At 66.9% G+C, this 21816-nt stretch carries 26 protein-coding genes; 6 read left to right on the top strand and 20 right to left on the bottom strand.

Annotation, left to right across the window (positions count from 1 at the left end; all coding sequences use genetic code 11):
- Positions 1–51: 51 nt before the first annotated feature.
- The 12 genes from DFP74_RS28475 to DFP74_RS28430 form a co-directional block, all read right to left on the bottom strand.
- Positions 52–2247, bottom strand: coding sequence for a hypothetical protein (locus tag DFP74_RS28475; RefSeq protein ID WP_121186430.1), 2196 nt, complete (start codon positions 2245–2247; stop codon positions 52–54).
- 277 nt (positions 2248–2524) lie between these two features.
- A complete protein-coding gene (locus DFP74_RS28470) occupies positions 2525–2848 on the bottom strand; it encodes a hypothetical protein (RefSeq protein WP_121186428.1) in 324 nt (107 codons plus the stop codon).
- Between the two features lie 99 nt (positions 2849–2947).
- The gene (locus DFP74_RS28465; RefSeq protein ID WP_121186426.1) at positions 2948–3667 is read right to left on the bottom strand and encodes a hypothetical protein; all 720 of its coding nucleotides are present in this window, start codon (positions 3665–3667) and stop codon (positions 2948–2950) included.
- Positions 3668–3671: 4 nt separating this feature from the next.
- A complete protein-coding gene (locus tag DFP74_RS28460) occupies positions 3672–4088 on the bottom strand; it encodes a hypothetical protein (protein WP_121186425.1) in 417 nt (138 codons plus the stop codon).
- A gap of 32 nt (positions 4089–4120) precedes the next feature.
- Positions 4121–4789: a hypothetical protein gene (locus DFP74_RS28455; RefSeq protein WP_121186423.1), complete on the bottom strand. Its 669-nt coding sequence runs from the start codon at positions 4787–4789 to the stop codon at positions 4121–4123.
- Positions 4790–4821: 32 nt separating this feature from the next.
- A complete protein-coding gene (locus DFP74_RS35090; RefSeq protein WP_305037068.1) occupies positions 4822–5352 on the bottom strand; it encodes an RRQRL motif-containing zinc-binding protein in 531 nt (176 codons plus the stop codon).
- A 19-nt stretch (positions 5353–5371) separates the two neighbouring features.
- Complete coding sequence (locus DFP74_RS33660; protein WP_158613071.1) at positions 5372–7015, bottom strand: hypothetical protein; 1644 nt, start codon at positions 7013–7015, stop codon at positions 5372–5374.
- 2 nt (positions 7016–7017) lie between these two features.
- Entirely contained in the window at positions 7018–7170 is a 153-nt protein-coding gene (locus DFP74_RS34045) for a hypothetical protein (protein WP_199725804.1), read from the bottom strand.
- Positions 7167–7289 (bottom strand): hypothetical protein, encoded by a 123-nt coding sequence (locus DFP74_RS35005; RefSeq protein WP_255499661.1) that lies wholly within the window; start codon positions 7287–7289, stop codon positions 7167–7169. The genes DFP74_RS34045 and DFP74_RS35005 overlap by 4 nt, the downstream gene beginning before the upstream one ends.
- A 109-nt stretch (positions 7290–7398) precedes the next feature.
- Complete coding sequence (locus tag DFP74_RS28440) at positions 7399–7770, bottom strand: hypothetical protein (RefSeq protein ID WP_121186421.1); 372 nt, start codon at positions 7768–7770, stop codon at positions 7399–7401.
- Positions 7771–8065: 295 nt separating this feature from the next.
- Positions 8066–8686 carry a hypothetical protein gene (locus tag DFP74_RS28435; protein WP_121186419.1) on the bottom strand — a complete coding sequence of 207 codons (621 nt, stop codon included), beginning with the start codon at positions 8684–8686 and terminating at the stop codon, positions 8066–8068.
- Entirely contained in the window at positions 8683–9012 is a 330-nt protein-coding gene (locus tag DFP74_RS28430; protein WP_121186417.1) for a hypothetical protein, read from the bottom strand. The genes DFP74_RS28435 and DFP74_RS28430 overlap by 4 nt, the downstream gene beginning before the upstream one ends.
- Before the next feature lie 470 nt (positions 9013–9482).
- Here DFP74_RS28430 and DFP74_RS28425 point away from each other — a divergent pair, with 470 nt between their 5' ends.
- Both DFP74_RS28425 and DFP74_RS33355 read left to right on the top strand, forming a co-directional pair.
- Entirely contained in the window at positions 9483–10241 is a 759-nt protein-coding gene (locus tag DFP74_RS28425; protein WP_158613070.1) for a GntR family transcriptional regulator, read from the top strand.
- Between the two features lie 508 nt (positions 10242–10749).
- Positions 10750–11070, top strand: a complete 321-nt coding sequence (locus tag DFP74_RS33355) for a hypothetical protein (protein ID WP_147453924.1) — start codon at positions 10750–10752, stop codon at positions 11068–11070.
- Positions 11071–11454: 384 nt separating this feature from the next.
- On the opposite strand, the gene DFP74_RS28420 is transcribed toward DFP74_RS33355, so the two are convergent.
- Together DFP74_RS28420 and DFP74_RS28415 are read right to left on the bottom strand one after the other, a co-directional pair.
- Complete coding sequence (locus DFP74_RS28420; RefSeq protein WP_121186413.1) at positions 11455–11859, bottom strand: hypothetical protein; 405 nt, start codon at positions 11857–11859, stop codon at positions 11455–11457.
- Positions 11856–12122: a hypothetical protein gene (locus DFP74_RS28415; RefSeq protein ID WP_121186411.1), complete on the bottom strand. Its 267-nt coding sequence runs from the start codon at positions 12120–12122 to the stop codon at positions 11856–11858. The genes DFP74_RS28420 and DFP74_RS28415 overlap by 4 nt, the downstream gene beginning before the upstream one ends.
- Before the next feature lie 415 nt (positions 12123–12537).
- Between DFP74_RS28415 and DFP74_RS28410 the strand changes: the two genes are divergently transcribed.
- A complete protein-coding gene (locus tag DFP74_RS28410) occupies positions 12538–13488 on the top strand; it encodes a replication-relaxation family protein (protein WP_121186409.1) in 951 nt (316 codons plus the stop codon).
- Between the two features lie 303 nt (positions 13489–13791).
- Here DFP74_RS28410 and DFP74_RS28405 read toward each other — a convergent pair whose 3' ends face one another.
- The 5 genes from DFP74_RS28405 to DFP74_RS28390 all read right to left on the bottom strand — a co-directional run bounded on the left by DFP74_RS28405 (position 13792) and on the right by DFP74_RS28390 (position 17000).
- Positions 13792–14238, bottom strand: a complete 447-nt coding sequence (locus DFP74_RS28405) for a hypothetical protein (protein ID WP_121186407.1) — start codon at positions 14236–14238, stop codon at positions 13792–13794.
- Between the two features lie 176 nt (positions 14239–14414).
- Positions 14415–14624 carry a hypothetical protein gene (locus tag DFP74_RS28400; RefSeq protein ID WP_121186405.1) on the bottom strand — a complete coding sequence of 70 codons (210 nt, stop codon included), beginning with the start codon at positions 14622–14624 and terminating at the stop codon, positions 14415–14417.
- A gap of 76 nt (positions 14625–14700) precedes the next feature.
- A complete protein-coding gene (locus tag DFP74_RS33350; RefSeq protein ID WP_147453923.1) occupies positions 14701–15357 on the bottom strand; it encodes a hypothetical protein in 657 nt (218 codons plus the stop codon).
- A 109-nt stretch (positions 15358–15466) separates the two neighbouring features.
- The gene (locus tag DFP74_RS34040; RefSeq protein WP_199725803.1) at positions 15467–15613 is read right to left on the bottom strand and encodes a hypothetical protein; all 147 of its coding nucleotides are present in this window, start codon (positions 15611–15613) and stop codon (positions 15467–15469) included.
- A gap of 265 nt (positions 15614–15878) precedes the next feature.
- The gene (locus DFP74_RS28390) at positions 15879–17000 is read right to left on the bottom strand and encodes a gamma-glutamylcyclotransferase family protein (protein ID WP_121186404.1); all 1122 of its coding nucleotides are present in this window, start codon (positions 16998–17000) and stop codon (positions 15879–15881) included.
- A 726-nt stretch (positions 17001–17726) separates the two neighbouring features.
- Here DFP74_RS28390 and DFP74_RS35265 point away from each other — a divergent pair.
- Together DFP74_RS35265 and DFP74_RS28380 are read left to right on the top strand one after the other, a co-directional pair.
- Positions 17727–18500 (top strand): bifunctional DNA primase/polymerase, encoded by a 774-nt coding sequence (locus DFP74_RS35265; protein WP_370013441.1) that lies wholly within the window; start codon positions 17727–17729, stop codon positions 18498–18500.
- Between the two features lie 308 nt (positions 18501–18808).
- Positions 18809–19870, top strand: coding sequence for a beta family protein (locus DFP74_RS28380; protein WP_121186402.1), 1062 nt, complete (start codon positions 18809–18811; stop codon positions 19868–19870).
- Here the strand turns inward: DFP74_RS28380 and DFP74_RS28375 are convergent.
- The gene (locus DFP74_RS28375; protein ID WP_147453921.1) at positions 19836–20417 is read right to left on the bottom strand and encodes a sce7726 family protein; all 582 of its coding nucleotides are present in this window, start codon (positions 20415–20417) and stop codon (positions 19836–19838) included. The genes DFP74_RS28380 and DFP74_RS28375 overlap by 35 nt on opposite strands.
- A gap of 581 nt (positions 20418–20998) precedes the next feature.
- On the opposite strand from DFP74_RS28375, the gene DFP74_RS28370 reads away from it, so the two are divergent.
- Positions 20999–21760, top strand: coding sequence for a phytanoyl-CoA dioxygenase family protein (locus DFP74_RS28370; protein WP_121186400.1), 762 nt, complete (start codon positions 20999–21001; stop codon positions 21758–21760).
- Positions 21761–21816 lie beyond the last annotated feature (56 nt).

The following is a 21816-nucleotide window of genomic DNA, read 5'->3' as shown; positions in this document are numbered from 1 at the left end:
GAGACATCGGTGGGGATGTCTCACCCGCGTGTGCGGTGACGCTGCGTGGCCTCAGGCGGCCAGTTGCCACCCCGCCCGGTTGGGCAGCGCCTCGATGACCCCGGCTTCGGCCAGGTCGTCCAGGGCGCGGGAGACGGTCGCCCGGGAGCACTCCTCCGAGGCGCGGACCTGCTTTTCGATCTCGCCCCGGCGCAGCGACCCGTGCTCGATCAGCAGCTCCAGGACCCGCTTGGCCGCACCCGACCACGTCGCCAGCAACTCCTCGTTGGGGTCGCGGCCCGCGGCCGCGAGGATCCCGAGCCCGAGGTCGGTGTCGCTCAGCAGCGCCGGGTCGATGTCGGGGATCTCGAACAGCGTCGGCCCGGTGATGTTGGGCAGCGCCATCTCGGTGTCGGTGGCCTCGCGTGCGGCCGGCACCCGCCCGGCCTCGTAGGAGCGCAGCCGCTCCTCGGCGTTGGCGACCTGCTGCTCGGCGATCTCGTGGCGGCGGCTGTAGAGGCCCTTGGTCCCGGCGTCGAACGCCCCTGCGGCCAACGGGTCCAACTCGTCGGGAGCGTGTTCGAGCGCGGCGTCCATCTGCGCGGCGGTGGTCTCGCTGGGAGCCCATGCCGCCTTGAAGGGCGCCTCACGGCCGGAGTCGACTAGCCCGACGCCGGTGATCTTGGGCAGCGTGGACGGATCCAGCGGAATGTCGGCGATCATCGTGGACTGGTTCCGGCTCACCCGCAGCGCCACCGTGTTCCCGGCGGTCGCGGAAGAGCGGACCGCGTCGTCGCCGCCGAAGGTCTGCAGCCCGTAGATCTGGCTCGCGTAGATGGCCTGGACGCCGGCGGCGCGGCCTTCACGGCCCACCCGCCCCCACTTCTCCGCGTTCTGGGCGTGGATGACCACGTGGCACTCGTCCACGATCACCACGATCCCCGGCCGTTCCTTCGACGGCGTGAACCCGCTGGCCTTGAGGCGGGCGGAGTTCTCCAGGCCGCGGGCCTCGATCACCTCGATCAGCCCGTCCAGGATGGCGTCCCAGGTGCCGGGGTCCTTGCCCACCGACCAATGCGCCCGGTCGAAGATCCTGGGTGAGGAGCCGCCGTTCTTCGGGTCCAGGTAGATGACGATCGTGGACTCGGTCTGCCAGATGCCCAGCGCCAGGGCGTCGATCAGCCCCGACTTGCCCGAGCCGGTGCTGCCCGCGACGAACCCGCCCCAGATGGAGTCGGCGGTGTACAGGCGCCACAGGGCCTCGCCGTCGCCGTCGGCGTAGGGGCCCATCCGGATCGAGACGTCGTCGCCGTCCACGACCAGGCGCTCGCCCTCCAGAGGCACCTTCTGGGTGAGCATCCCGACGGTGACGACCTTGATGTCCAGGATCGAGGAGTCGGGCTTGGGGTCGTCCTCAGTGGGCTCGACGTGCTCGATAAGGAGGTCGGCCTCCGAGACTCCCAGGGCGGTGGCGATGTAGCCCAGCGCCGCGCGCACCGAGGTGATGGTCTGGCGCCCGGGCACCAGGTGCAACCGGCCGCGCACCCCATAGGACTCGTCGGCCAGATCCGTGAGCTTCGTGCCGGGCAACGCTCCGTTGCCGTTGGCCACGCGGGTGCGCCACTTGCGGGCCACCGCGTGCTCCCCCGGCGGCGGGGGCGGTGCGACCGCTTCGTCCACGGCCGCCAGGACCCGGGGCACCCGGTGGTGGGCCCAGAACCGCGACCCGAGGGCGAGCAGCGCCAGGAGGCCGACCAGACCGGACCACCACCAGGCGGTGAGCGTCGCGGGCTGGATGAGGATGACGGCCATCAGCCACACCCCGGCCGCGGCCGCGCACACCCTGGCGTGGGCGGGGTCGATCTCGGCCCACTCCGAGGCCAGGCGGGTGGCCTTGTGCTTGCGGGCCCGGGTGGTGCGCAGGATCCGCAGCGCCGCCCACGTGCCGGCGCCGGTGGCCAGAGCGAGCACCAGGGCGTGCGTGCCCGAGACCGCGGCCGCGCGGGCGGCGACCACCCCGGCGGCCAGCACGAGGCCGCCGACCTTCCACGGGTAGAACTGCGCCGCCATGTGGACCCGGATCGAGTGCTCGCCGGGGCGGAACGCGGCCTTCCATCCGGCCGCGATGATGGCTCCCACACCCTCACTCTTGAAGGTGCGCGGCTCCTCCCGCGCGGGCTGTCCCAGGGCGGCCAGCACCTCAGGCGGCAGGGACGCGGTCGGCGCCGGGGCACTCGTCGGGGTGTCCTTCTTCGACTTGCGGGCCACGGGGCCCTCCTTCCAATCGGTCACTTTGCGTGCCCGCACCCGGGGCGGGAGCGGGATGTCTCGATGTCTCACCGGCGTCCGCAGGCCCCGGTATCGGGGGTCTCAGCCGGGGTTTGTCTCACAGAAAATCGGTCGATAGTTCGCGTTCGGGGGCAAGCGTGATGAGACAACAGCGGTCGTTGCCTCACCGCTGTCTCATCACGTTCAGTCACCGAAAACGGGCATGAAGGGGGCCGCCCCCGCGTGCGGGAGCGGCCCGTGGAACGGCGCCTGGGGGTCAGCGACCGCCGAGCTGGTAGCCCTTGTCGGCGGCCTGGCCGCCGCTGTTCTCGTAGGCCTCCTGCACGTGCCGGTTGACCTGTTCCAGGACGGCCCGGGCCTTGATGGTCTGGGTGATGTAGGCGGTGCCGATGTCGCGCAGCGTCGCGAGTTCGGAGGTGACCGACTCGCCCATGTCGGCGGCCCGCATCTGGCCTTCGACGATCTCCAGCATCTGGTTGCCCTGCTGGACCAGGGAGCCGATGCCGGTGATGGTCTGGGCGTGGGCGTCCAGGCCGGAGGCGTCGCTGTAGCGCAGCGAGGAGTTGCCGTTGGCGGCCACGGTGTTGCCGTTGCCGAGTGCGCTCCTTGGGGCGTGTTCCTCTCAGTGGAAGGTCAGGGGCCGGACCGTGCTGGTCGGGCCCCGGGGTTGGGGTGAGGGTCAGTGGGAGGCGGTGCGGGTGGCGCGCTCGTGCGCGATCAGCGCGGCGATCGCGCCGTCGACCTCTTCGGAGGTCATCGCACCGATCGCCTCGGTGTCGGGGGCGTATCCCGCGGTGGCGAGCATGGTCATCAGCACCATGCGCCGGTGCGGAAGCGGAGGCTTGACGGTCTCCTCATCGGGGTTCAGCAGCACGACGTCCGAGCCCGGGGCCGGGCGGTCGGCCTCCTCCTCGTACACCTGCTCGGTGGTGGTGTGCCGCCAGCGGCGGCGCTCGGCGTGCGGCCGCGGCTCCCCGGCCTCGGGCGGGGTGAACTCGTCGGTCTCGTCGACGATCTCGGCGTCGACGATCCCGTCGGCGTCTTCGTCGCCGACGTCGGGGACGTGCCGCTCGGCCCACTCCCGGATCAGGCGCGCCCGCTCAGCGCGCCTGCGCTGACGTGCGGCCTTGCGCTCGGGCTTGGTCTGGTGCCGGTGCGCCCGCCAGTGGTCGACGTCCTCGCATGCGTCCAGGTACCAGTGGCGGGCCACCATCTTCAGCCCGCCCCGGGTGTCGGGGTCGGCGGCCAGGCGGCGGCGCTCACGTGCGGCCTGCTCTTTCAGGCGGGCCATCCGGTAGGCGTGCGAGGGCGGGGTCTTGCCGGTGGCCATGGCCACCGTGTCCACAGCGGCGTTCTTGACCACGAAGGCTGCGATGGCGGCCAGGATCAGCATCTCCATCGGCTCACCACCCCAGCAGCGGGCCGAAGATGCCGGTCCCGGCGTCAGCGAGGGAGGTGACGACGGACCCGCCGACCCCGCCCACGGACCCGCCGGCGGCCAGCAGCACGACCGGCAGGCAGATCGCCGCCCACTGGCCGCCCTCGTCCAGACGGCGGTCGCGCCAGACGTCGATACCGACCATGACCACGAAGAACACCGCGACGGCGGCGAGCACCGAGGCCGGGGAGATGGGCTCGGGGAACAGCCCCAGGACGAACCCGAGGACCCAGGTGATCAGGGCGGTGGCCCACCCTCCCAGGAAGGAGAAGGCGAACAGGGCCCCGCCGAAGACGGCGAAGAACCCGGAGATGAGCCAGTGCGCCTTGCGGCGCAGGAACCAGAACAGGGCCAGGCACAGGATCGCGCCGACGGTGAACATGAAGACTCCTTTCAAGGTGGTGTGTGTGCAGGTCAGAGCATGAGAGCGGCGGATACGGCGATCAGCACGGCCACCACCCAGGCGGTGACCTGGCGGGCCGGGGACCGCAGGATCCAGATGAGGAAGTGCAGGACGCCGATCAGCCCGATCGCGGGTACGGCGTAACCGCGGGCGGCGGCCCGCCACGGGCCCTGCCCGGGCAGGTGGTCGCCCTTCATCACGAAGTCCCACTCCTCCTTCAGGCAGGGCTGGCGCTCGCGCCAGATGTCCGGGGGCCGGTAGGTCACCCCCAGCCACGTGATGGCGCGTTCAGCGTCGGCGGCGCTGCGGCTCTCCGGTTCCACGGCGACCAAGGCGGTCTCCTTCGCGGTCTCGGTCGGGGTGTCTGCGCTGGTCGGGGTGGCGGCGGGGGCCGTGGGCTGCGCGTCCTGGTCCCGCTCGGGAGCGGGCGGCGGCACCCGCGCGGCGGGCTGGTCCGTGCGCTGCGGTGCGGGCTCGGCCGTGCGGGCCGCGGGCGCCTTGGGCGTGCCCTGGTTGCCCAGGACCGCGTTGGCCAGCGCGTCGGGCAGCCCGGCCGGGGCCGCGGCGTCTTTCTCCGGGCTCGGGGCGGGGCCCGAGGGCACCGCCGACAAGCGCGGGGCGTCCTGGGGACGGCGGCCGCGCGCCGGGGCGCGGCCAGTGGTGGTGTTCGGCGGGACCATCGGCCCCTCCCATCTGTGAGCGTGTGTGCAGGTCAGGCGACCACCGCAGGGGCGGCGTCGCATCCGGTCCCGGGCGGGCAGACCCGACCCAGGGACGTGGGCAGGCAGTAGGGGTGGATCTCGCCGCAGTCGCGGCAGGTGTGCCGGGCCAGCAGCGCCCGGGTCAGGGCCCGCTCGCGGGCCGGGGTCATCGCCCGCACCGGCCGGGCCAGGTGCACGTAGTAGAGCCAGGCCACGCGGTAGCCGTCACGGGCCCCGCCACAGCGCGACCGGGACGGCCAGGCGAGTTGCGCGGCGGGCTCCTGGCCGCCGGGCCGCAGCCCCAGAGCCCGGAGCTGGTAGCGGGTCGCCAGGCCCCTCGGGGGTGCCGTCTGGATCCCAGAAGCGGCTGGCCACCGGGTCTCTCCTCTCGTGTGGGTGGTGGCAGGCGGGCTCTCACGCGCGGACACTGAAGGTCTCGCGGTACCGGCCGCGCCGACGCCGGAGTAGTGCGCACATCCCCTCCCGCAGAACGGGCCGGAAGGGGATGTGCGCACCCGCCGGAGCGGGGCGCCGACCCCCATGCGGGGGCCGGGTGTTCGGTCACTGCTGCGGGGCGTAGACCTCGATGCCGTCGGCCGCCAGGCGCTCGCGCGCCGTCTTGGCCTCGGTGCGGGTCAGGTGCAGGTCGGCCGCCATCGCCCGGGTCTGCACGGCCACACCGTGGCGCTCGATGTAGGCGGCGACCCGGTCGCGGATGCGCTGGTCCATGTCGGCGGCGGTCACGCCCTGGTCGACCAGATAGCCGCGGACCGTGCGCTTGTCGCGGCCCATCTGGGCAGCGATCTCGGGAGCGCAGTAGCCCTGCCCCCACAGGGTCAGGGCGTCCGCGCGGCGCTGGTCGGCCCGTTCTGCGGCCGCCCGGGTAGCCGCGTCGGTCGGAGCGGACTCCGAGGAGTGTTCTCCCAGGTCAGACCCGGCAGAACCGTTCACCGCCTCCTCAGCGGGATCGGAGGGGTGTTCTCCCAGGTCGGACCCAGCAGAACCGTGCTCGTCCACGGTTTCGCCGGGGGCGAGTTCGCGCAGGTCAGAGCGTGCAGGGCCGGGCCGGTCCTCGGTCGCGGGCGCGGTGCGGTCCAGCAGCGCCTGAAGGGCGTCGGTGCCCCGGTCCGCGAGCGCGGCGATCTGCTCGTCGGCCAGGCCCGCGAGGATCCGGCGGACCCGCTCGGTCTCGTCCTGCTCGGTCTGCTCCTGGCGGGCCGGGCCGGTCGGGGCCGCGGGCGCCTCCTCGGGCGTGGGGATGTGCGCGCCGGCGGCCCGGGTGCGCAGCTCCTCGCGCGCCCGCTCCCAGTCGCCGCCCTGCCACGCCTGCACGTTGGAGCGCACCGTCTCGGTGACCGCGACCGAGACCCGCGCCGCCGACCAGGACGCCACGGCGGCCGCAACGGCACCGAGCACGCCGATCAGTCCCAGCCACCCGGTGGCCACGACCAGACCGGCCAGGTTGAGCAGCACGCTCACGGCCAGCAGGGCGATGATCTGCCGTCCCATGAACACCAGCGCGGACTTGCCCTCTTTGGAGAGGGCCTGGCCCTTGTGGTGTTCGGCCAGCGTGGCGCGCTGGGAGATCAGCCGCACCACCCGCATGGTCAGCACCACCTCGGCGGCGGCCGCCACCAGCGGGGCGGTCCACCACGTCAGTGAGGTGACGGCGACCAGCAGCGCCGCGATACCCACGGCGCTCAAGGCGCTGCCCACGATGGCGTTGACGAACTCCTCGCGCCGCCAGCCGCGGACCGCGCGGGTCAGCGCGGTCGCGGCGGCGGCCGGGGAGGCCTCGCGCTCGAACTCGCGGATCGTGGCCAACTGTGCGGTGGCCTCGTCCGCGTCGGCCAGGCCCTCGGCCACCGCGCGCTCGGAACGGGCGGTCACCGCGGTGGCGCGGTGGCGGCGCTGGGCGATCTGGTCCAGCAGCACCTGGTGGTCGTCGCGGGCGGTCAGCCGCTCGCGCTCGAAGTCGAGCTGGATGCGCTCGCGGGCGGTAGCCGTGCGCTCGGTGTTGAGCGTGGCCACGGCGTTGGGGTTGGCGTAGGGGGTGTCCAGGTGGGTGGTGTCGACCTCGGCCAGCTCGTCGGCGGCCTCGGCCTGGGCGGCGTAGGCGGACACGACCTCGGTCAGGTCCACGGCCGGGTCGGCCTCAGGGGCGGGCACCCCGGTCCGGGGCGCCTTCTTCTTGTTGCGGTTCACGGTCAGCCCTCCTTCGGGGCACGGCGCGGGTGGCGGGCGGGTTCGGGAAGGTCGTGTTCGGCGAAAACGGTGACGGGGCCGCCGGTGGCAGCGACCAGGAACACGGGCAGCGCCACCGTGACGAACACGGCGACGGCGATGATCAAGCCGGTCACCGGCCCCACCACCAGTCGGCCAGGGCGGCCCGCAGGCCGCCGATCATCTGCCGGGTCCGGCAGGCCAGCCCGCGCTGGCAGGCGGTGCAGTTCGAGATGTGGAACTCCAGGTCGCTCATCTGGCGGCTCCGCAGTGGCAGACCCAGGAGGCGCGGAAGACGTCCCAGCTCATCTGGGTGCCGCAGTGCGTGGGCGGGGCCATCCGGGCGGTCAGACGCTTGAGGCGGTTCATGCGGCCCACACCTCCCGCTCCGCGGAGTCGCCGGCGGGCCACAGGCCGGACCCGTCGACCGGAACCAGGACCAGGACCAGGACCTGGTCGAGGTCACGCACCAGCGGCCGGGCGGTGGGGGTATCGACCAGCGGCACCACGCGGACGTCGTCGGCCAACAGCTCGCGGATCTCGACAGCGTCGGCCGGGTCGTCCCAGCCGTCCTCGCCGGTCAGCGCCTCGTGCACGTCCCAGGAGGGGTGGTCGTAGGGGTCGGTGCTGACCTGCTCGGCCGCGTCGGTGTCCCAAAAGGTCGGGGAGTAGGCCGCCACGACCTCGGTGGCCTCGATCTGGGCCAGTTCGTCGAAGGTAGGCTCGTCCTCGTACATCTGATCTCTCCTTGCAGGTGGGTGGATGTGCGAGAGCCCCGCCAGGGCCGCAATCCCGGGCGGGGCTCACTGCTGTGTGGGGGTCTGGTCAGAGCGGGCCGACGTCGGCCGTCAGTTCCTCGGTCAGGGCCAGGCCGCCGTCCTCGTCGTCGATGTCGGCGTGCTCCAGGTCGTAGCCGTAGAAGTCCTCGTCCATCCGGTGCTCTCCTTCGCGGGTGGTAGGCGGTGTGGACCCTGGTGGTCCCCCGGACCCCACCGGGTGGGCCGGTGAGGACGGGCACCCCAGGGGGCGGGATCAGGCGGGCGCTCGACGGGCGCGCTGGGCGCGCTTGGCCTGTTCGCAGATGGAGTCCAGCTCCTGGTGGGTGAAGCCGTAGCGGCCGATGAGGACGTCGACTGCGGAGGTATAGGAGAACCCGGAGTCGGTGTTCACCGGCTTTCCGTCGAGCTGCCAGATCCACTCGTCGTAGACGTCGTCGTAGAAGTAGGTGACCTTGACGTCGTAGGCCTCCAGCGGCAGCGCCATGAGCGCCTGGGCGACCAGCGCGCGGCCGTGGGAGGAGTTGTGGCTGGGCCCGCACCAGGCACCTCCGAGCGCGTGTTCGGCGGCCCGCCGACGGCGGGCCTCCAGCACCTGTCGGTGTTCGTCGGCGACCTGCTCCAGTTCGGCGACCCGGTACTGGAGGTCGTAGATCTCGGTGCGCAGGTTGGTCTCGCGGTCGGCGGCTGTGTCGAGCTTCTCCTTGAGGAGTTCGGCTTCCCCTGCCGCGTCCCAGCGCTCGCTCTGGGCCCGGTCGCGTTCGGAACGCAGGGCCGCGGCCGCCAGGGTGTGGTCGACCTCCCGGCGCTGGGCTTCGCGGAGTTCGCCCTCCAGGGCGCGGATCTGCTCAGTGCAGGAGCGGTGCAACCAGCTCATCGGGCCGCCACCGCCGTCTCGGCCTGAAGGGCGGCGATCTCGGCGGTGAGCCGGTCGCGCTCGGCCACCAGCAGGGCGAGGCGGTCGATCGCGCCGGTGACGACCAGGCGCTCCTGCACCACGCGGACGGTGTAGCCAGCGGCGGCGACCAGGTCGCGGGCCTCGCCGATGTGGAAGCCGTGGACGTGCAGGATCACTCCGGACCGGCACAGCCGGGCCATGAGCACCACCCGGCGGGCGGTAGAGGCCATCTCGGCGGCCGCCTTGATGTCGGCCAGGTCCTCGTCGGTGATGGGCGTCGGGCGGGTGAGGGTGGTCTCGGACATGGGTGTCTCCTTCTCGTTCTCGTGGGTGCGCTGGTCAAGCGGGAGTTGGACCCTGCGGTCCCTGCCTCAGCCCCGGCGGCCGCTTGGTGGCGGTCGGTGGGGCGGGACAGGCACCCGGGGGGTGCGTGTGGTGCGCGGCCATTCCGTGCCGCCGGCCTCTGCCGGCGGCGCACCCTTGTCGAGGTGCCGTGGCCACGTCTTCCCATCGCCGCCCCTTGTCTGCTCGGGGTGGGGTCAGGGCTTGCGCGCTATGTGCCTCAAGGGCTTGTGAAAGCTCATGTGCTCCGGGCTTCCACACGTCTCACCTGGGGTGACACGGAGTCCGCTACCGAACACCAGGGAATATTTCCCTAGGCCAAATGGTTGGACTGTTTGGCCTAGTCCAAATAGAAGCATGCGAGGTGGCCAGGCGTCAAGCGTTTGCTACGTTTGGACTAGGCCAAAGATCGGACCAGGCAGGGGAGACGGGTATGACGCTTCGTGAGCCACCGCTATACGCGCAGGTGGCAGAGCTGCTGCGTGAGAAGATCAGGTCAGGTGACCTGGCGCCTGGGGAGTTGGTTCCGACGGAGCGGGACCTGGCTCGCGATCAGCAGATCAGCCGAGGTACCGCTGTACGGGCCTTGGAGCAGCTCGTCACCGAAGGGCTGATCACCCCTGGGAGCACCCGAGCGGGCCGTCGCGTCCGGGATCTGAGGATCCTGCCGATCCATGCCAGCAGGAGTGAGCAGATCGATCACCGGAAGGCTGCGGGGGTCGACGCGTGGGTGAGTGATAGCCAAGAACACGGGCGTGTCCCGGGCCAGCAGATCGAGGTCGGGGTTGTTCATGCTGACTCGGAGATCGCTGGCTACCTTGGTCTCAACGAGGGAGAGTCAGTTGCGGTGCGGCGGCGCTTGCGCACGTTGGACGGTGAGCCGAGCAACCTGGCCGACACCTACTATCCGATGAACATCGTGCAAGAGGTGGCCGAGATCCTGGATCCGGCAGACGTGCCACAAGGAGTTGTGGCCCTAATGGCGGAGCGCGGTCTCGTTCAGACGCGTTACCGTGACCATCTTCGTTGGCGGCCACCGACACCTGAGGAAGCTCGTAAGCTCCGTATCGGGGCGGGCGTTTCGGTGCTGGTCCAACACCGCATTGGCTATGTAGGTGATCGACCTGTGAAGGTCAGTCGGCATACCTGGCCGGGCGATACGATCGAATTGATCTACGAGCTGCCAGCATGACTCAGTGGAAGGTCCGTTCTGCGACGCCTGAGGACACGGAAGGCGTTGTCGATCTCCTCAACTACGCTGCGGATCAACTGAGGGAGCGCGGTATCAGTCAGTGGCGTCCCGGTTGGATGAACTCAGAACGTATGCTCCCCATGATTGAGCGGGGCGAGACATTCGTTGTTCATGACGCAGCTGGGAATCTCATTGCCACCGTTTCTTTGAATGAAAGAGCCGACCCAGATTTTTGGACACCTGATGAGCAGAAGGTGCCTTCGTTGTACCTAAGTAAGCTGGCAGGGCGTGTGCCAGGAGTCGGAGAGTGGGTGTTGGACTGGGCGGTCCAGCGGGCTTATACCCTGGGGTATGAAGCGGTCCGACTGGATGCCTGGGCTACCAATGCAGGGCTTCACAGATACTACAGGGAACGAGGATGGGTGCATCTGCGGACTATGCGCATCCCTGGGAGAAATAGTGGAGCCCTCTTCGAATTTAGGACTAGAGCGTCTGCAAGGAGTGCCCAGTGATCACTATCCATACGACCGTCCATGGTCCTGCTGAGGAATCCGTTGCAGCGGAACCGGGTATTTCCGTTCACCATGTGCACGGTGCTTCAGTGGCAGGAGTGCACCCCTTCGCCGAAGAACCGCACGAGCTCACACTAGCGGTCGGTGACCAGCGGCCAATCTGGTACGACGGCACACATTGGCGGGTGGGACAGAACGGCTGGGGGGTCCGTTACGCGGATCGCGTGATTCGTTGGGACACGCTTGAGGAACTTGATCCCCAGGCACGCTACTTCATCTCGGACCAGGGTGGGGTAGTTGTGCTAGAAGCTGATTGACCTGAGTTCTAGAGGAGCCCGCTGTGAATCTTCACAGCGGGCTCTTGTATTTCCTAGGAACAGGATCTTAATGTCCAATTCGTCCCAAGAGTTTGGTGAGGCCTGCCGTGCTAGCCATTGGGGGGATCAGCGACCTGGCGTTGTGCCTGTTAAGTCCATGAGCTGGTTCTGTCTGTGCTTTCTCTGGCTGGCAGGGTGCTCAGAAAGCTGCGAGGGGTCAGGGTGACGTCTCTGACGAAGAGCTACGCGCCCGACTGGTAGAGATCGACCCTGACCGGTACGTGGCGCCGCTGTGGCGCACTCGATGAAGCAGAGCGGTTTTCAGAGCCGATTCAGTTCGGGACCTCCCACAGCCCCGTGAGCATCACGGACGCGTGGCCGCGTTCAGGGGAGGGTCTCGACCGGGGCGTCGGGGAGATAGCGCTCCCACTCCTGCGCAGGCGAAGTCGTGACGATCGGCCAGCCGGCATAGCGGGTCATCGCTTCATGGACGACATGGGCGTCAGCCAGTGTCAGGCCGTCGTCCTGCCAACGGGTGGCGATGCGTGCAACCGCTGCCGCCATGTCCCGGTCGACGTGGCCGAAGGTGAAGATCGGCCCGTCCAAGCGCTCCTCGACTCCGGCCGCGCGGACAGGCGCAACGGTGTGCAGGCCGGCGGCCAGCGCCAGCGTCGGAACATGGAGCGGGATGACGCGGCGTTGGGCGACCCCGACCAGGGCGGACATGTAGACCGAGCCTTCCGCCCAGGCGTTCAGCGCGGACGCGGTCAGGATCTTGCCACCGATCACGCGGCCTGGCCCTCTTTCCCGTCGGTGATGTCCTGCGCCCACTGCATTGCGCGTTCGTACTCCTGCGGGTCGCTCTCCCGAGCTTGAACCAGGTCCTGCTCGATGAGGAGCTGCGCGCGCTCTTGACGGCGCTTCTTCTCGGCCAGGGCCGCGTTCACCCAGGCGGATACCGATCGGGCGTCACCGGCGTCCACGGCAGCCTCGGCGACCGCCAGGAGATCGGGGTCCAACGTGAGCGTCACACGCTTCTTCGCCTCACTCATACCTTCATCATACTCAGCGCCGCCTCCGAGACCAGAGCGAGCGGCCTGAGCCGCGCGCGGCACGTTCGTGATCTTCGGCAACCCCTGTGCGCAACCGAGGCCAAGTGCGGCAAGACCAGCGCTACGCCTTCTGCCCGTCACAAGCTGGCCGTGAGACGGCTTGCCCTTCTTGAGAGGAAAAGGCACTGGCCTTGCCGACAGGGCTCGCAGGGAGGCGTCTGGAAGGGCTCGCAGACGGGTGAACGCCCGCTGTGGCGCCATCCGGCTGTATGGCCTGCCGTGTCAGGCTTGCGGACCTGTTGCCGACGCAGTGACATCTTCTCCACATACACCTCCCAGGTGGATGAGGAGAAGACACACTCACCACCGTGCCAGTGCACCTTTCTGTTGATGCCGTCTCGACAGACAGGACCACATGTCTTCAGCACAGCAACGCTCAGCATCCGAGCGCACCCGGCTCACCCCGATCCAGTCCGCCGTTCTGATGGTCCTCACCCATCACCGACTCATGACCACCTCGCAGATCCAGCGACTCCTCCGTCCGGACGCCGCACACCCGCACTACCTCCGCAAGGCATTGAGCCGACTCCGTGCTGTAGGTCTGGCCGACCGGGTCTTCCGCCCCCGCGGTGAGGACAGCGTGTGGTTCGCCACCCCGGCCGGAGCGGAGCTGGCGCATGCCCACGGCGGTGTCCCGGAACGCCCCTACCGGATGGACGCCGCACGCGCTCGCGGACCACTGCAGCGCCACTCCCTGGCGGTCGTCGACACGGGTCTGGCCTTCCTCGACCACGCACGCCGCCAGGGCCTGTCGTTGAGTCCTCTGAGCTGGACACCCGAGGTCGCCCACCGCTACCGCAGCGGGAGATCCTTCCGGAACTCCAACCTCATCACGGACGCCGTTCTGGACTATGTCCACGTCGAAGCCGACACTCGCTGGGACACGTCCTTCTTCCTGGAGATCGACCGGGGAACCATGCCCCTCCACCGCCTGGTGCAGAAGCTCGACCAGTACCGGCGCTACGCCGACTACGCCCCGGGCCGCCATCCCAGGGGCCGGCGCGTCCTCATCGGCGACCTGTCCATTCGCCCGGCCTGGGAGCGCCGGTACCGGTGGTTCCCCAGGGTCTTGATCGTGCTCGCAAACCCGCAGGCATCCCGCATGATGCGCACCCGTCAGCACTCGCTCCAGCGCATGACACCGCGATGGTCCTACCGCGGGAACACCGACACGGTCCTGCAGGCCGGTGTGGTTCTGCTGAGTGACCTCCAGGAGCACGGGCCCGCAGCGGACATCGTGGTGCCGCTCCACTACGACTCCGATGGAGAGCGCACCAGCATCGTGTTCCGGTCCAGCGGAGGCTAACGCGGAGGCTGCGGAGGCTAGCGGAGGCTGGGTTGACTGCCCAGCCTCCGCTGTATGTCGGCAGGCCAGGCGCAGTTTTGCGCGTCGTGCGGAGGCTGCGGAGGCTGCGTCTTCTTATTCTCTAGGAAGGTGAAGAGCACAGGCAGGGGGAAGCCCCCCACTGGCTAGCCCTGGAGGTAACGTCAGCCATGTTGGGGCTCTGCCTTCCTGGCTTGCTCGCACGTCCCAGAGCAGGCAGAGCCTCGTGTTGTGGCAGGGGTGCAGCTGTGTTGTGACCCGGAGCCCGACCCGCGCGGGCGCCAATCACCGCAAGCGATTCAGCATCCGCCGCCACCCACCGGGCAACGGCGCAGCCAAGCCCTCCTCCAGTTCCCGAATGCGCCGAGCCGCTTCCTCTACGAGCTCCACACCCCCGCTATCAGCATCGCTTGTGAACTCAGCAGTGGCTTCAATAATTTTCCGCTCGCCAATGAGAGAAGCCGTGCTCTGCATCTCAACCTTCGCGTTCATACGCGTCACTGCGCCCAAACCCACAACCAAGCACTGCTGGCGAAGCTCGAGCAAGTGTTGGAAGCGCTCCATCTTCGTCTCGATCACCTTCTGCCGGGCGTCGAGCCTGCGATCCATCAGCTCGTTTCGGCGCTTCCGGCGCTCGTTCATCCCGTTGCTGACGGTGGTGACTAAGGCACCCACGATGACGAGAAGGACGGGCTCGGCGGCAGTGAAGAGCTCGGCTATCTGTTCAATCACTGAGGATCCTTGAGGGTGAAGAAACGGAGACGACCCCACTGTTTGAGGCCCTTTGATCGCGCACGCACCCCGCCCCGCAGTGTGGATCCGCGCGCACCGCCAGGCTATCCAAGTTGCTCCCTGGTTCGGGAGAAGATTGGAGAATACGGGAGGCTCCTCCGAACAGGGGCCGACGCTTACTCCTCGGGCGGGTCCTCAGAGGCTTCCTCCAACGCATCCGAGACCACGCGCACTTGATCCTCCACCTCTCCTGTGCGCTTGTCCATTTCCCGGAACAGCGACTCATTGTGCGGGATCGCGTCGCTCGCATGCCGTTGGAACTCGACCTTATTCACCGGATTGAAGATCGAATCCGTCACTGGCTCTATGCCTTCGCTCTCGCGCATACCGCCATCGTAGAGCTCGGTAGGTCAGCACGGGACAACGGCTATCCCAGACCCACGGAGGGAAGCGGCCAATCAGTCACTCGTCCCGGGGCGCCACGGACAGTCCGTCGCGGTGATGCAATCGCCAGCGTGCCCCCGCGCCATCGGTGAACTCCACGAACACCTCCAAGGGAGAGACCGTTACCGCCCCTTTCCAGTAGAATCTGGCCTCCTCATCGGGAGGGAGAACGGGCATCGGGATGACTTGGGCGCTTCGTTCGAAGTGGGACAAGTAGCAGGAAGGCGAGGGACCTTGGTCGACTCCGACGATGACGTGCCGGATGCGATCGTCGCTGCGATTGATGACTTTGAACCGAGTTGTTAGATCGCGAGGGGAAAGGCCCGATGGGCGGAGAAATGCACTCAGAGGGTCGGTGTCGCCTTTTTCTGGCCACCCCCAGAACGGGAGTAGCCGTACTTTCCGGGCCTGCTCCCAACGTCGTTCCTCAGCTTCCACCGCTTGTCGTAGGCGGTCCTCGCGTCGGTGCGCCATCTCGTCGTTGAGCGCCTCTGTGGTGGCCACGAGAGCTTTCTCCTGCTTCCCGGACAGGTCGATTGTGACGGACAGGGCTCTGTACTGCTTGATGATGAGGATGAGGGCAATTATCAGGGTGCCGGCGCCGCCGATCGCTGCGACGACTGATGCGCCTGCTCCGATCCAGTCGGTGAGGGTGGGGGCTGTGGCGAGTTGCATGGGGCTGCTCCGGAGGTGTGCTTCTCAGGTTCCCGGTCTTGGCACGCCCGGCGGCCTCCGCGACCTTCGGGTCGACCAGTTCGCCGACCGCGCGGATGTGCCGGGAGACCTATCGCAAGGCGTCATCGAACTCGGGTGGGCGTTCCCTCGCCCGGTAGGTCTTGCTGCAGGCCCAGCGCCGCAGCGCGGCTCGCAGGAGGGCCGGATCCGGCATACCGCTCTTGGTGGTGAACAGCGCGGTCGTAGCCATTGTCAAGGCGAACGTGGTGTTGTCCCTGTGTTTGGTGGAGGTGTCCGACCACCTTTTCTGGAGAAGTTATTCTTTCCTTGGGATGAAATAGAGTTTTTGGTGGCCTGGTATATTTCCTCCTTGTTTTCCGCGTTCATGCGATCGATATCTTCTTGTGGCAAGGCGTGGTCAGGCAGGCCCCTGATTGAATCCTGTATGGCCATTGGCAAGAAAGGTAGTCCTCAGAAAATCAACCAATGAATAAGAATCTATCGAAAATCGTGGCCTGGCTTTATGTGGCATCCTCTATGATTTTTCGCAAATTTCGAGCAAAACCCTCCAGGCCGTTCTCTTCAGCTCCAGCCAACATCGTCTCCAAGTAGGGCAACGGAACTTCAGACAGATTCTCGGCCTCAGTAATCACTGGAACATGAGTATACGCATCTCGATGAGTACCGTCCACTTTTACTCCCACGCGTTGAGGACGGTATCCTCCACGCTCAATATCATCCAGTCGACGTTGATCCGAGGGGGTCATCTCATAAACGACGCCAGTGACATAGGAGTCATCGTAATCAGATCTCTGAATCCCAGCCGCAAGGCCACTCATGTGCGGCGCAGGAACACAGAAACTTCTACTCCACCCATAAAGATATCCAGTACCCACCCGACGAGCACTTGGGCATCGCGATTGCATCTGCCTCGTTGAAATATTAGAACCATAGGCAAAATAGATTGGCGCCTGAGAAAGGCTTCTGACACTCTCAGATGTCATCCTGTCGAGACTCTGTGTGTATTCTTCAAACTGCCCCTGAAGACTGGAAGCCAGAGCCGAGTTCCCGTGGAGAAAGACGGCGGCACTGCCGCGTTGGCGGGGTCTGCCAGGCGCCACCTCGTGAGCCTCAAAGAGGATTTGAATAACGGGAGATGGGCCGTATGCGTCTATGACAGCGACATTTACGAGCGGAGCTTCTCCGTAGTCAGCAAACATTCGGAGATTCTCGGGGTATTGTTCAATGAGGTCCGCACAGGCGTTCGCCCACACTTCATCAACCCAGGAACTTAACTGAATCCGCGTAATATCCACCCCGTTGCGCAATGCAGTTTCTTCGGCGCGAATCAAGTCATTAATGTAGCGCTCATGCCGACTTCTGGAAAATCCACGACCGGAACGATAAATGCAATCTTCGGCATTCGTTATGCTCTTCACTAATTCCTTATAGAAGGCATCCTCACCTTCAGTTGTAGAAAGATCGAATGTGTGCCAACTCTGTGCATCAATATCAGCGCCTGGCTCAGATTTTGTGTGGCGTCGACGGCGCAACTCTACAATCAAATACAGGATCACGGCTGCCAGGCCAGCTAGAGCGCCAACGCCCTGCCAAAACGGGTTTGCCAATATGCCTTCGCTCATATCATTTCCCTGCAAAGGTGTCCAGTATTTGACTTACACCATGATCCCATCTGTATCCGATTTTCGCCAGTGCTTGAGATGTCGTTCCGGTTTGTCCTGAATTGTGGCTATAAGTCGGGTTGGGGAGGACTCGCCACGCTGGCCTGGCCGTTTCCTAGACATACCAACGGCCACCGCCCGGTGATTAAGGGTTGGGAAGACAGAGAAGACGCAGGCGGTGGAGCCAACCACCGGCGCAACGGCCCGAGACGGGCCGCACCTGCTGAACGAAACGGACTTCACCGCCGTCGCTCCGCACCTGAACCGCCCAGAGACTCGAGCCTGTGTCCACGACCCTCTCAAGGCCCTGCTCGCGCTAGTGCAGTGCTGGTTCGCTCTGCTGAATACGCGTTAAACAACCGGGTGGCTGCCTCGGTCGGAGGTCTCCGTTGCAGATCAGGTGGGGTGCGCCGCCATCTCGCTCCGTGGACTCATAATCCCTGGGTCGCGGGTTCGAGTCCTGCCCGGCCTACCCCCTCTGAGCACGAAACAGCGCCTCCCACCTGTGTAGACAGGCAGGAGGCGCTTTCGCTGTGCCTACGGTCGGCTACGGTCCCGTCCGGGTGGCCACGGGGAATACGCGTTGAAGTTTCAGAAGCCCTCGAACCCGGCCGCCGCCCGGCGGCGCGCCTCCTGCTCCCGGCCCTCCAGACAGCGCGTGTAGACCCGAAGCCGGACGTCGACGCTGTGCCCCGCCCACTTCGCCACTTGGGGAGGGTCGATTCCCTCGTTCAGCCAGGTGGAGACGCAGGCACTACGCAGGTCGTAGGGGCGCCGGGCCAGGGGTGTGTCGAGCCGGTCCTTGCTCAGCGGCGCCCGCCGGGCCTTGCGCCAGGCCTTGGAGTAGGTTCTGGTGGCCGGCTGGGGCTTGGTATCCCTCTGACGGCCGCTGTCCGCCCCCGGCGCCCCACGTCCGGGGCGACCTCTCGCACGGGATCTCGCCCCCGGGGGTCCTCGGGAGCCATCCACTCGCCCGGATCCTCATTTCGAGTGAATGTAGGCAGCTTCACGTCGGACCAGAGCAGGTTCACGGCCTCCTCCGGCCGAGGCGCGGCGAAGTGCATCCCCACGAAGAAGGGCCGCAGCAGCGGGCCGCTCCGGTTCTCCGAGGCAGCGGCATCGAGCAGCTTCCGGGCGAGTGCGGGTGAGAACGGGACAGCCGGGACCCACGATGCAGCCGCCGAGTGGCCCAACGCCAACCATGGCATCGCCACCGGTCCCGCCCACCTGGTCGTAGTCGACATGGACACGCCCAAGCCCGGCCAAACCCCGCCGCCGAAGTGGGTACTGGCTGGGGTCACCGACGGAGCTTACGTTCTGGTCGCGCTCGCCGAATGTGAACGTGCAGGACAGACCTCGCCGACCGGCATCTTCACCATCCGCCCGGGGCGGGTTACACCTGTGCTTCACGCACCCGGACGGCCCCCTCTCAGCAACACCAGCGGGGCCCGGGCTGGTTGATCGACACCCGTGTGCCGCCCGGCGCGGATGCGGTCGGGGTCGGTGTTCGCGGCCTGCTCCCAGTCCCGGACAAGGAGGGCTTCTTGGAACGGGGCGTGAGTCGGAAGACGGGCCAACCGCCGCCGAGCTGCGCCCAGGGCGTAGGCGAGCAGGGCGAAGCCGCCGAGCATCGTCAGTACCTTTCTTGATTATTCAATAACCAGGAAGGTAACACTCGTGTGGCCCTATAGCTAGAGATCCGTGTCGGGGCCTCCCTAGACCTCCCTGGATGTTTAATGGAAAATTAAAAGGGGGAAATATTGTTCCCGATGAAATGGGGGCCTTTCTTGGTCAGATATGTTCCTGTCCTCAAGGGGAAACTGGGAGAGATGGAAGCCCTGTGGAACCTCTCCGACTTTCAAGGAATCCTTCCTTTGTTAGAAGTAGTGGAGGCTGAGGAAGGAGGAAGCCGGAAGTTGGGGGAGAATATGAAAAAGCTCCCCAGTGGGATTACTGTCGCCGTGGACGGAGGTCGCGCGGGGGGCGAAGCGCTCTCAGAGGTGGAAGAAGTAATCCAACGCGGAGGCAAGTTCTCGGACTCGCTCTTCCCCCTGGGGAATATCTCCTTGATGCCCGTCATCCGGTACGGAGATGGCTACGCCAGTTTGGACTTCTTCAAGCGGCTCAACGAGAAGTACCAGAGCGGTTACTTGCTGCGCTTGGGCTCTGTCGAAGCAGACCCGCATGTAGCAGAAGCTGAGTCCGAAATCCCATTGCTCCTTAGTAACCTCGGGGCAGACCCCGGGGAGATCGATCTCGTGCTCGACTATGGTGAGGTAGGTTCCGAACGAGAGGTCGAGCGAGTCGCACACAGTGCCCGCCCCGCATTGCAGTGGGCCGCGCGCCGCGCGTGGAGAAGCGTGACCTTGGTTTCGGGAGCGTTCCCCGCCTCGATCGCCGAACTCAAATACGATCGCGAGCATCGACTTTCGAGGCACGAGGTGAACCTATGGCGCGCAGTTTCTTCGCACGCTCCCCAGGGAATGGAACTGGACTACGGGGACTACGCCACCAACCACCCGACGCTTAGAACGACTTCCTTTTCTTGGCCATCATCTCCCAATCTTCGGTACGCACGGGGAGAAGAGTGGATCGTGTATCGTAAGAAGGCTCACGCGGAGCATTCGAACGCCACCTTCTATGAGATCTGCGAATCTGTAGTGAACGATCCGTCTTGGGAAGGCGAGTATTTCTCTTGGGCCGATAAGATGATTTCTAGGGGTGCTCGGACTTACGAGAATCTCGGAAGCGCCACCAAATGGGTCGCGTTAGGAAGATCCCGACACATTGAGGTGGTCAGGCGCCGAATGGCCACTCTCGGCGAGCCTTAAGCCGCCTGCGGACCACACCCCTGAGTTCTGCCACGGGCACAGCCTGCGCGAGGTGATGCCAGATGACCCAGCGCCGCTTCTTCGACAGTCCTCTGGCCAGGCCACGGCTTTTGAGTTCCTCCAGGGCCTCTTCCCGCCAGAGCAGTTGGGCGAGCGCAAAGGGGTCCTGCCCCTTGTTCGGCTTGCCAGCGCGTACCTGCTCTGAGGACACCCCTTCTCGCCCTTGGCGGATACACAGCACTTCCCACCAGGAGGGCAGCATGGCGACGGCCTCGGCCAGGTAGCGGTCCGTCGTCACGATCGACATGCGGTCAAAGACTCTTCCATAGACCTCGGCCTGATCGGCCAGACGGTCGAGTCTGTCCACGTCGCTCTTGATCTCATAGCCGACCATCTCGCCGTTGATCACAGCCACGTCCACGCGCCGTTCTCCAGCGCACAGGCCCAACTCGTGCCTGATCAAGGTGTGGGAGTCGTCGGCATACCGGGCATGCAGATCAGCCGCTAGCACCTTTCGGATGTCCGTGTCACGCAGCTGCTGCGCCATGCCCAGCCCCGTTCTCGTCTGTAGTCTTCAGCGAACTCGTCGACCACATCTTTCCTCACCAGATCCCCAATGTTGAGCCACCCCCAGCAAACGTTGCCGAGATGTCCTCTCCTGGCCGGCGACATGCTGTCGTGACTCTGACCGCGCCGACTCCTTGACCTTGAATCAGCATGAGCAAACAGGCTGGGGTCCTTCTGCCTGGGTGATGGTGACTTGCGTGCCCTCCCCGGGGGTGCATCCCGGGGCAGGCAGTTGGTGTTGGTCAGGCTGCTGGGATTCCGGCGCTCGGTTCTCCCGGAGCCAGTTGGGGCGGTCTAGGGCCGTCTGGGTGAGAGTGGCGCGGCCAGGGTGGTCGGCGGCCGTGAAGATCGAGGTGAGTACCACCGTGGTGGCGGTTGCGCGATGGTCGGTCTCGGGCACTTGCGCTGAGCACGGAACAGCGCCTCCCACCTGTGAGAACAGGCAGGAGGCGCGTTCGCTGTGCCCTGTCGGCGTTCCCGACCGAAAGTGCACCGCAACTGTCGGGTCGTGCTCCCGGAGCGCTCCCTAACGTGGCCGGTGACCAAGGAGGGAACCGACTCATGCTGTCCGATCACGACATCCAGGCGTTCACCGAGGACGGGTTCGTCGCCCTGCGGGGCGCGTTCTCCCGCGACCTCGCCGACCAGGGCCGCGCCATGCTGTGGGCCGATCTCGGCTGCGACCCCGACGACCCCGCCACCTGGACGCGGCCGGTCGTCCGCCTCGGCGGCTACCACGCCGCGCCGTTCCGGGAGGCCGCCACCACTCCCGCGTTGCACACCGCGTTCGACCAACTGGTGGGCGAGGGCCGCTGGCAGCGCATGGGCGGGCTCGGCACCTTCCCGGTGCGCTTCCCCAGCGACGAGGATCCGGGGGACGCCGGCTGGCATCTGGACGCGTCGTTCCCCGGTGCGCGGGGGGAGTACCGCGTCAACCTCCGTTCGCGGGGCCGAGCGCTGCTCATGCTCTTTCTGTTCTCCGACATCGGCCCCGACGACGCCCCCACCCGTATCCGGGTGGGTTCGCACCGCGACGTCCCACCGCTGCTGGCCGACGCCGGCGACCAGGGCCGCGAGTTCATGGACCTGTGCGGCGCCGCCGTCTCGGCCAGTGAGGGCCGTCCCGAGGCGTCGGCCACCGGATCGGCCGGCGACGTCTTCCTGTGCCACCCGTTCCTCGTGCACTCCGCCCAGCCACACCTAGGCAGCGTCCCGCGCTTCATGGCCCAGCCGCCGCTGCTGCCCGTGGGCGAACTCGACCTCGACGCGGAGCGGCCCACTCCCGTCGAACGCCCGGTCATCGAGGCGCTGCGCGCGAACTGACCCGTGCTCCGGCGGGTCCGGCGGCCGGTCCGGGGCACCGCCGCGACAGGATGGTG

The sequence above is a fragment of the Nocardiopsis sp. Huas11 genome, from assembly GCF_003634495.1.
Classification (GTDB): domain Bacteria; phylum Actinomycetota; class Actinomycetes; order Streptosporangiales; family Streptosporangiaceae; genus Nocardiopsis.
This window is presented reverse-complemented; position numbering and strand designations above follow the sequence as displayed.

Excerpts from the sequence above, each read along its gene's own strand:
- DFP74_RS28400 (WP_121186405.1), bottom strand. The coding sequence starts at position 14,624 with ATGCGCGAGAGCGAAGGCATAGAGCCAGTGACGGATTCGATCTTCAAT.
- DFP74_RS28390 (WP_121186404.1), bottom strand. The coding sequence starts at position 17,000 with ATGAGCGAAGGCATATTGGCAAACCCGTTTTGGCAGGGCGTTGGCGCT.
- DFP74_RS33350 (WP_147453923.1), bottom strand. The coding sequence starts at position 15,357 with ATGCAACTCGCCACAGCCCCCACCCTCACCGACTGGATCGGAGCAGGC.
- DFP74_RS28370 (WP_121186400.1), top strand. The coding sequence starts at position 20,999 with ATGCTGTCCGATCACGACATCCAGGCGTTCACCGAGGACGGGTTCGTC.
- DFP74_RS28375 (WP_147453921.1), bottom strand. The coding sequence starts at position 20,417 with ATGGCGCAGCAGCTGCGTGACACGGACATCCGAAAGGTGCTAGCGGCT.
- DFP74_RS28440 (WP_121186421.1), bottom strand. The coding sequence starts at position 7,770 with ATGTACGAGGACGAGCCTACCTTCGACGAACTGGCCCAGATCGAGGCC.
- DFP74_RS28460 (WP_121186425.1), bottom strand. The coding sequence starts at position 4,088 with ATGTTCACCGTCGGCGCGATCCTGTGCCTGGCCCTGTTCTGGTTCCTG.
- DFP74_RS35090 (WP_305037068.1), bottom strand. The coding sequence starts at position 5,352 with ATGGGGGTCGGCGCCCCGCTCCGGCGGGTGCGCACATCCCCTTCCGGC.
- DFP74_RS35005 (WP_255499661.1), bottom strand. The coding sequence starts at position 7,289 with ATGAGCGACCTGGAGTTCCACATCTCGAACTGCACCGCCTGCCAGCGC.
- DFP74_RS28415 (WP_121186411.1), bottom strand. The coding sequence starts at position 12,122 with ATGAGTGAGGCGAAGAAGCGTGTGACGCTCACGTTGGACCCCGATCTC.
- DFP74_RS28430 (WP_121186417.1), bottom strand. The coding sequence starts at position 9,012 with ATGTCCGAGACCACCCTCACCCGCCCGACGCCCATCACCGACGAGGAC.
- DFP74_RS28380 (WP_121186402.1), top strand. The coding sequence starts at position 18,809 with ATGAAATGGGGGCCTTTCTTGGTCAGATATGTTCCTGTCCTCAAGGGG.
- DFP74_RS28455 (WP_121186423.1), bottom strand. The coding sequence starts at position 4,789 with ATGGTCCCGCCGAACACCACCACTGGCCGCGCCCCGGCGCGCGGCCGC.
- DFP74_RS28425 (WP_158613070.1), top strand. The coding sequence starts at position 9,483 with ATGACGCTTCGTGAGCCACCGCTATACGCGCAGGTGGCAGAGCTGCTG.
- DFP74_RS28410 (WP_121186409.1), top strand. The coding sequence starts at position 12,538 with ATGTCTTCAGCACAGCAACGCTCAGCATCCGAGCGCACCCGGCTCACC.
- DFP74_RS28465 (WP_121186426.1), bottom strand. The coding sequence starts at position 3,667 with ATGGAGATGCTGATCCTGGCCGCCATCGCAGCCTTCGTGGTCAAGAAC.
- DFP74_RS28435 (WP_121186419.1), bottom strand. The coding sequence starts at position 8,686 with ATGAGCTGGTTGCACCGCTCCTGCACTGAGCAGATCCGCGCCCTGGAG.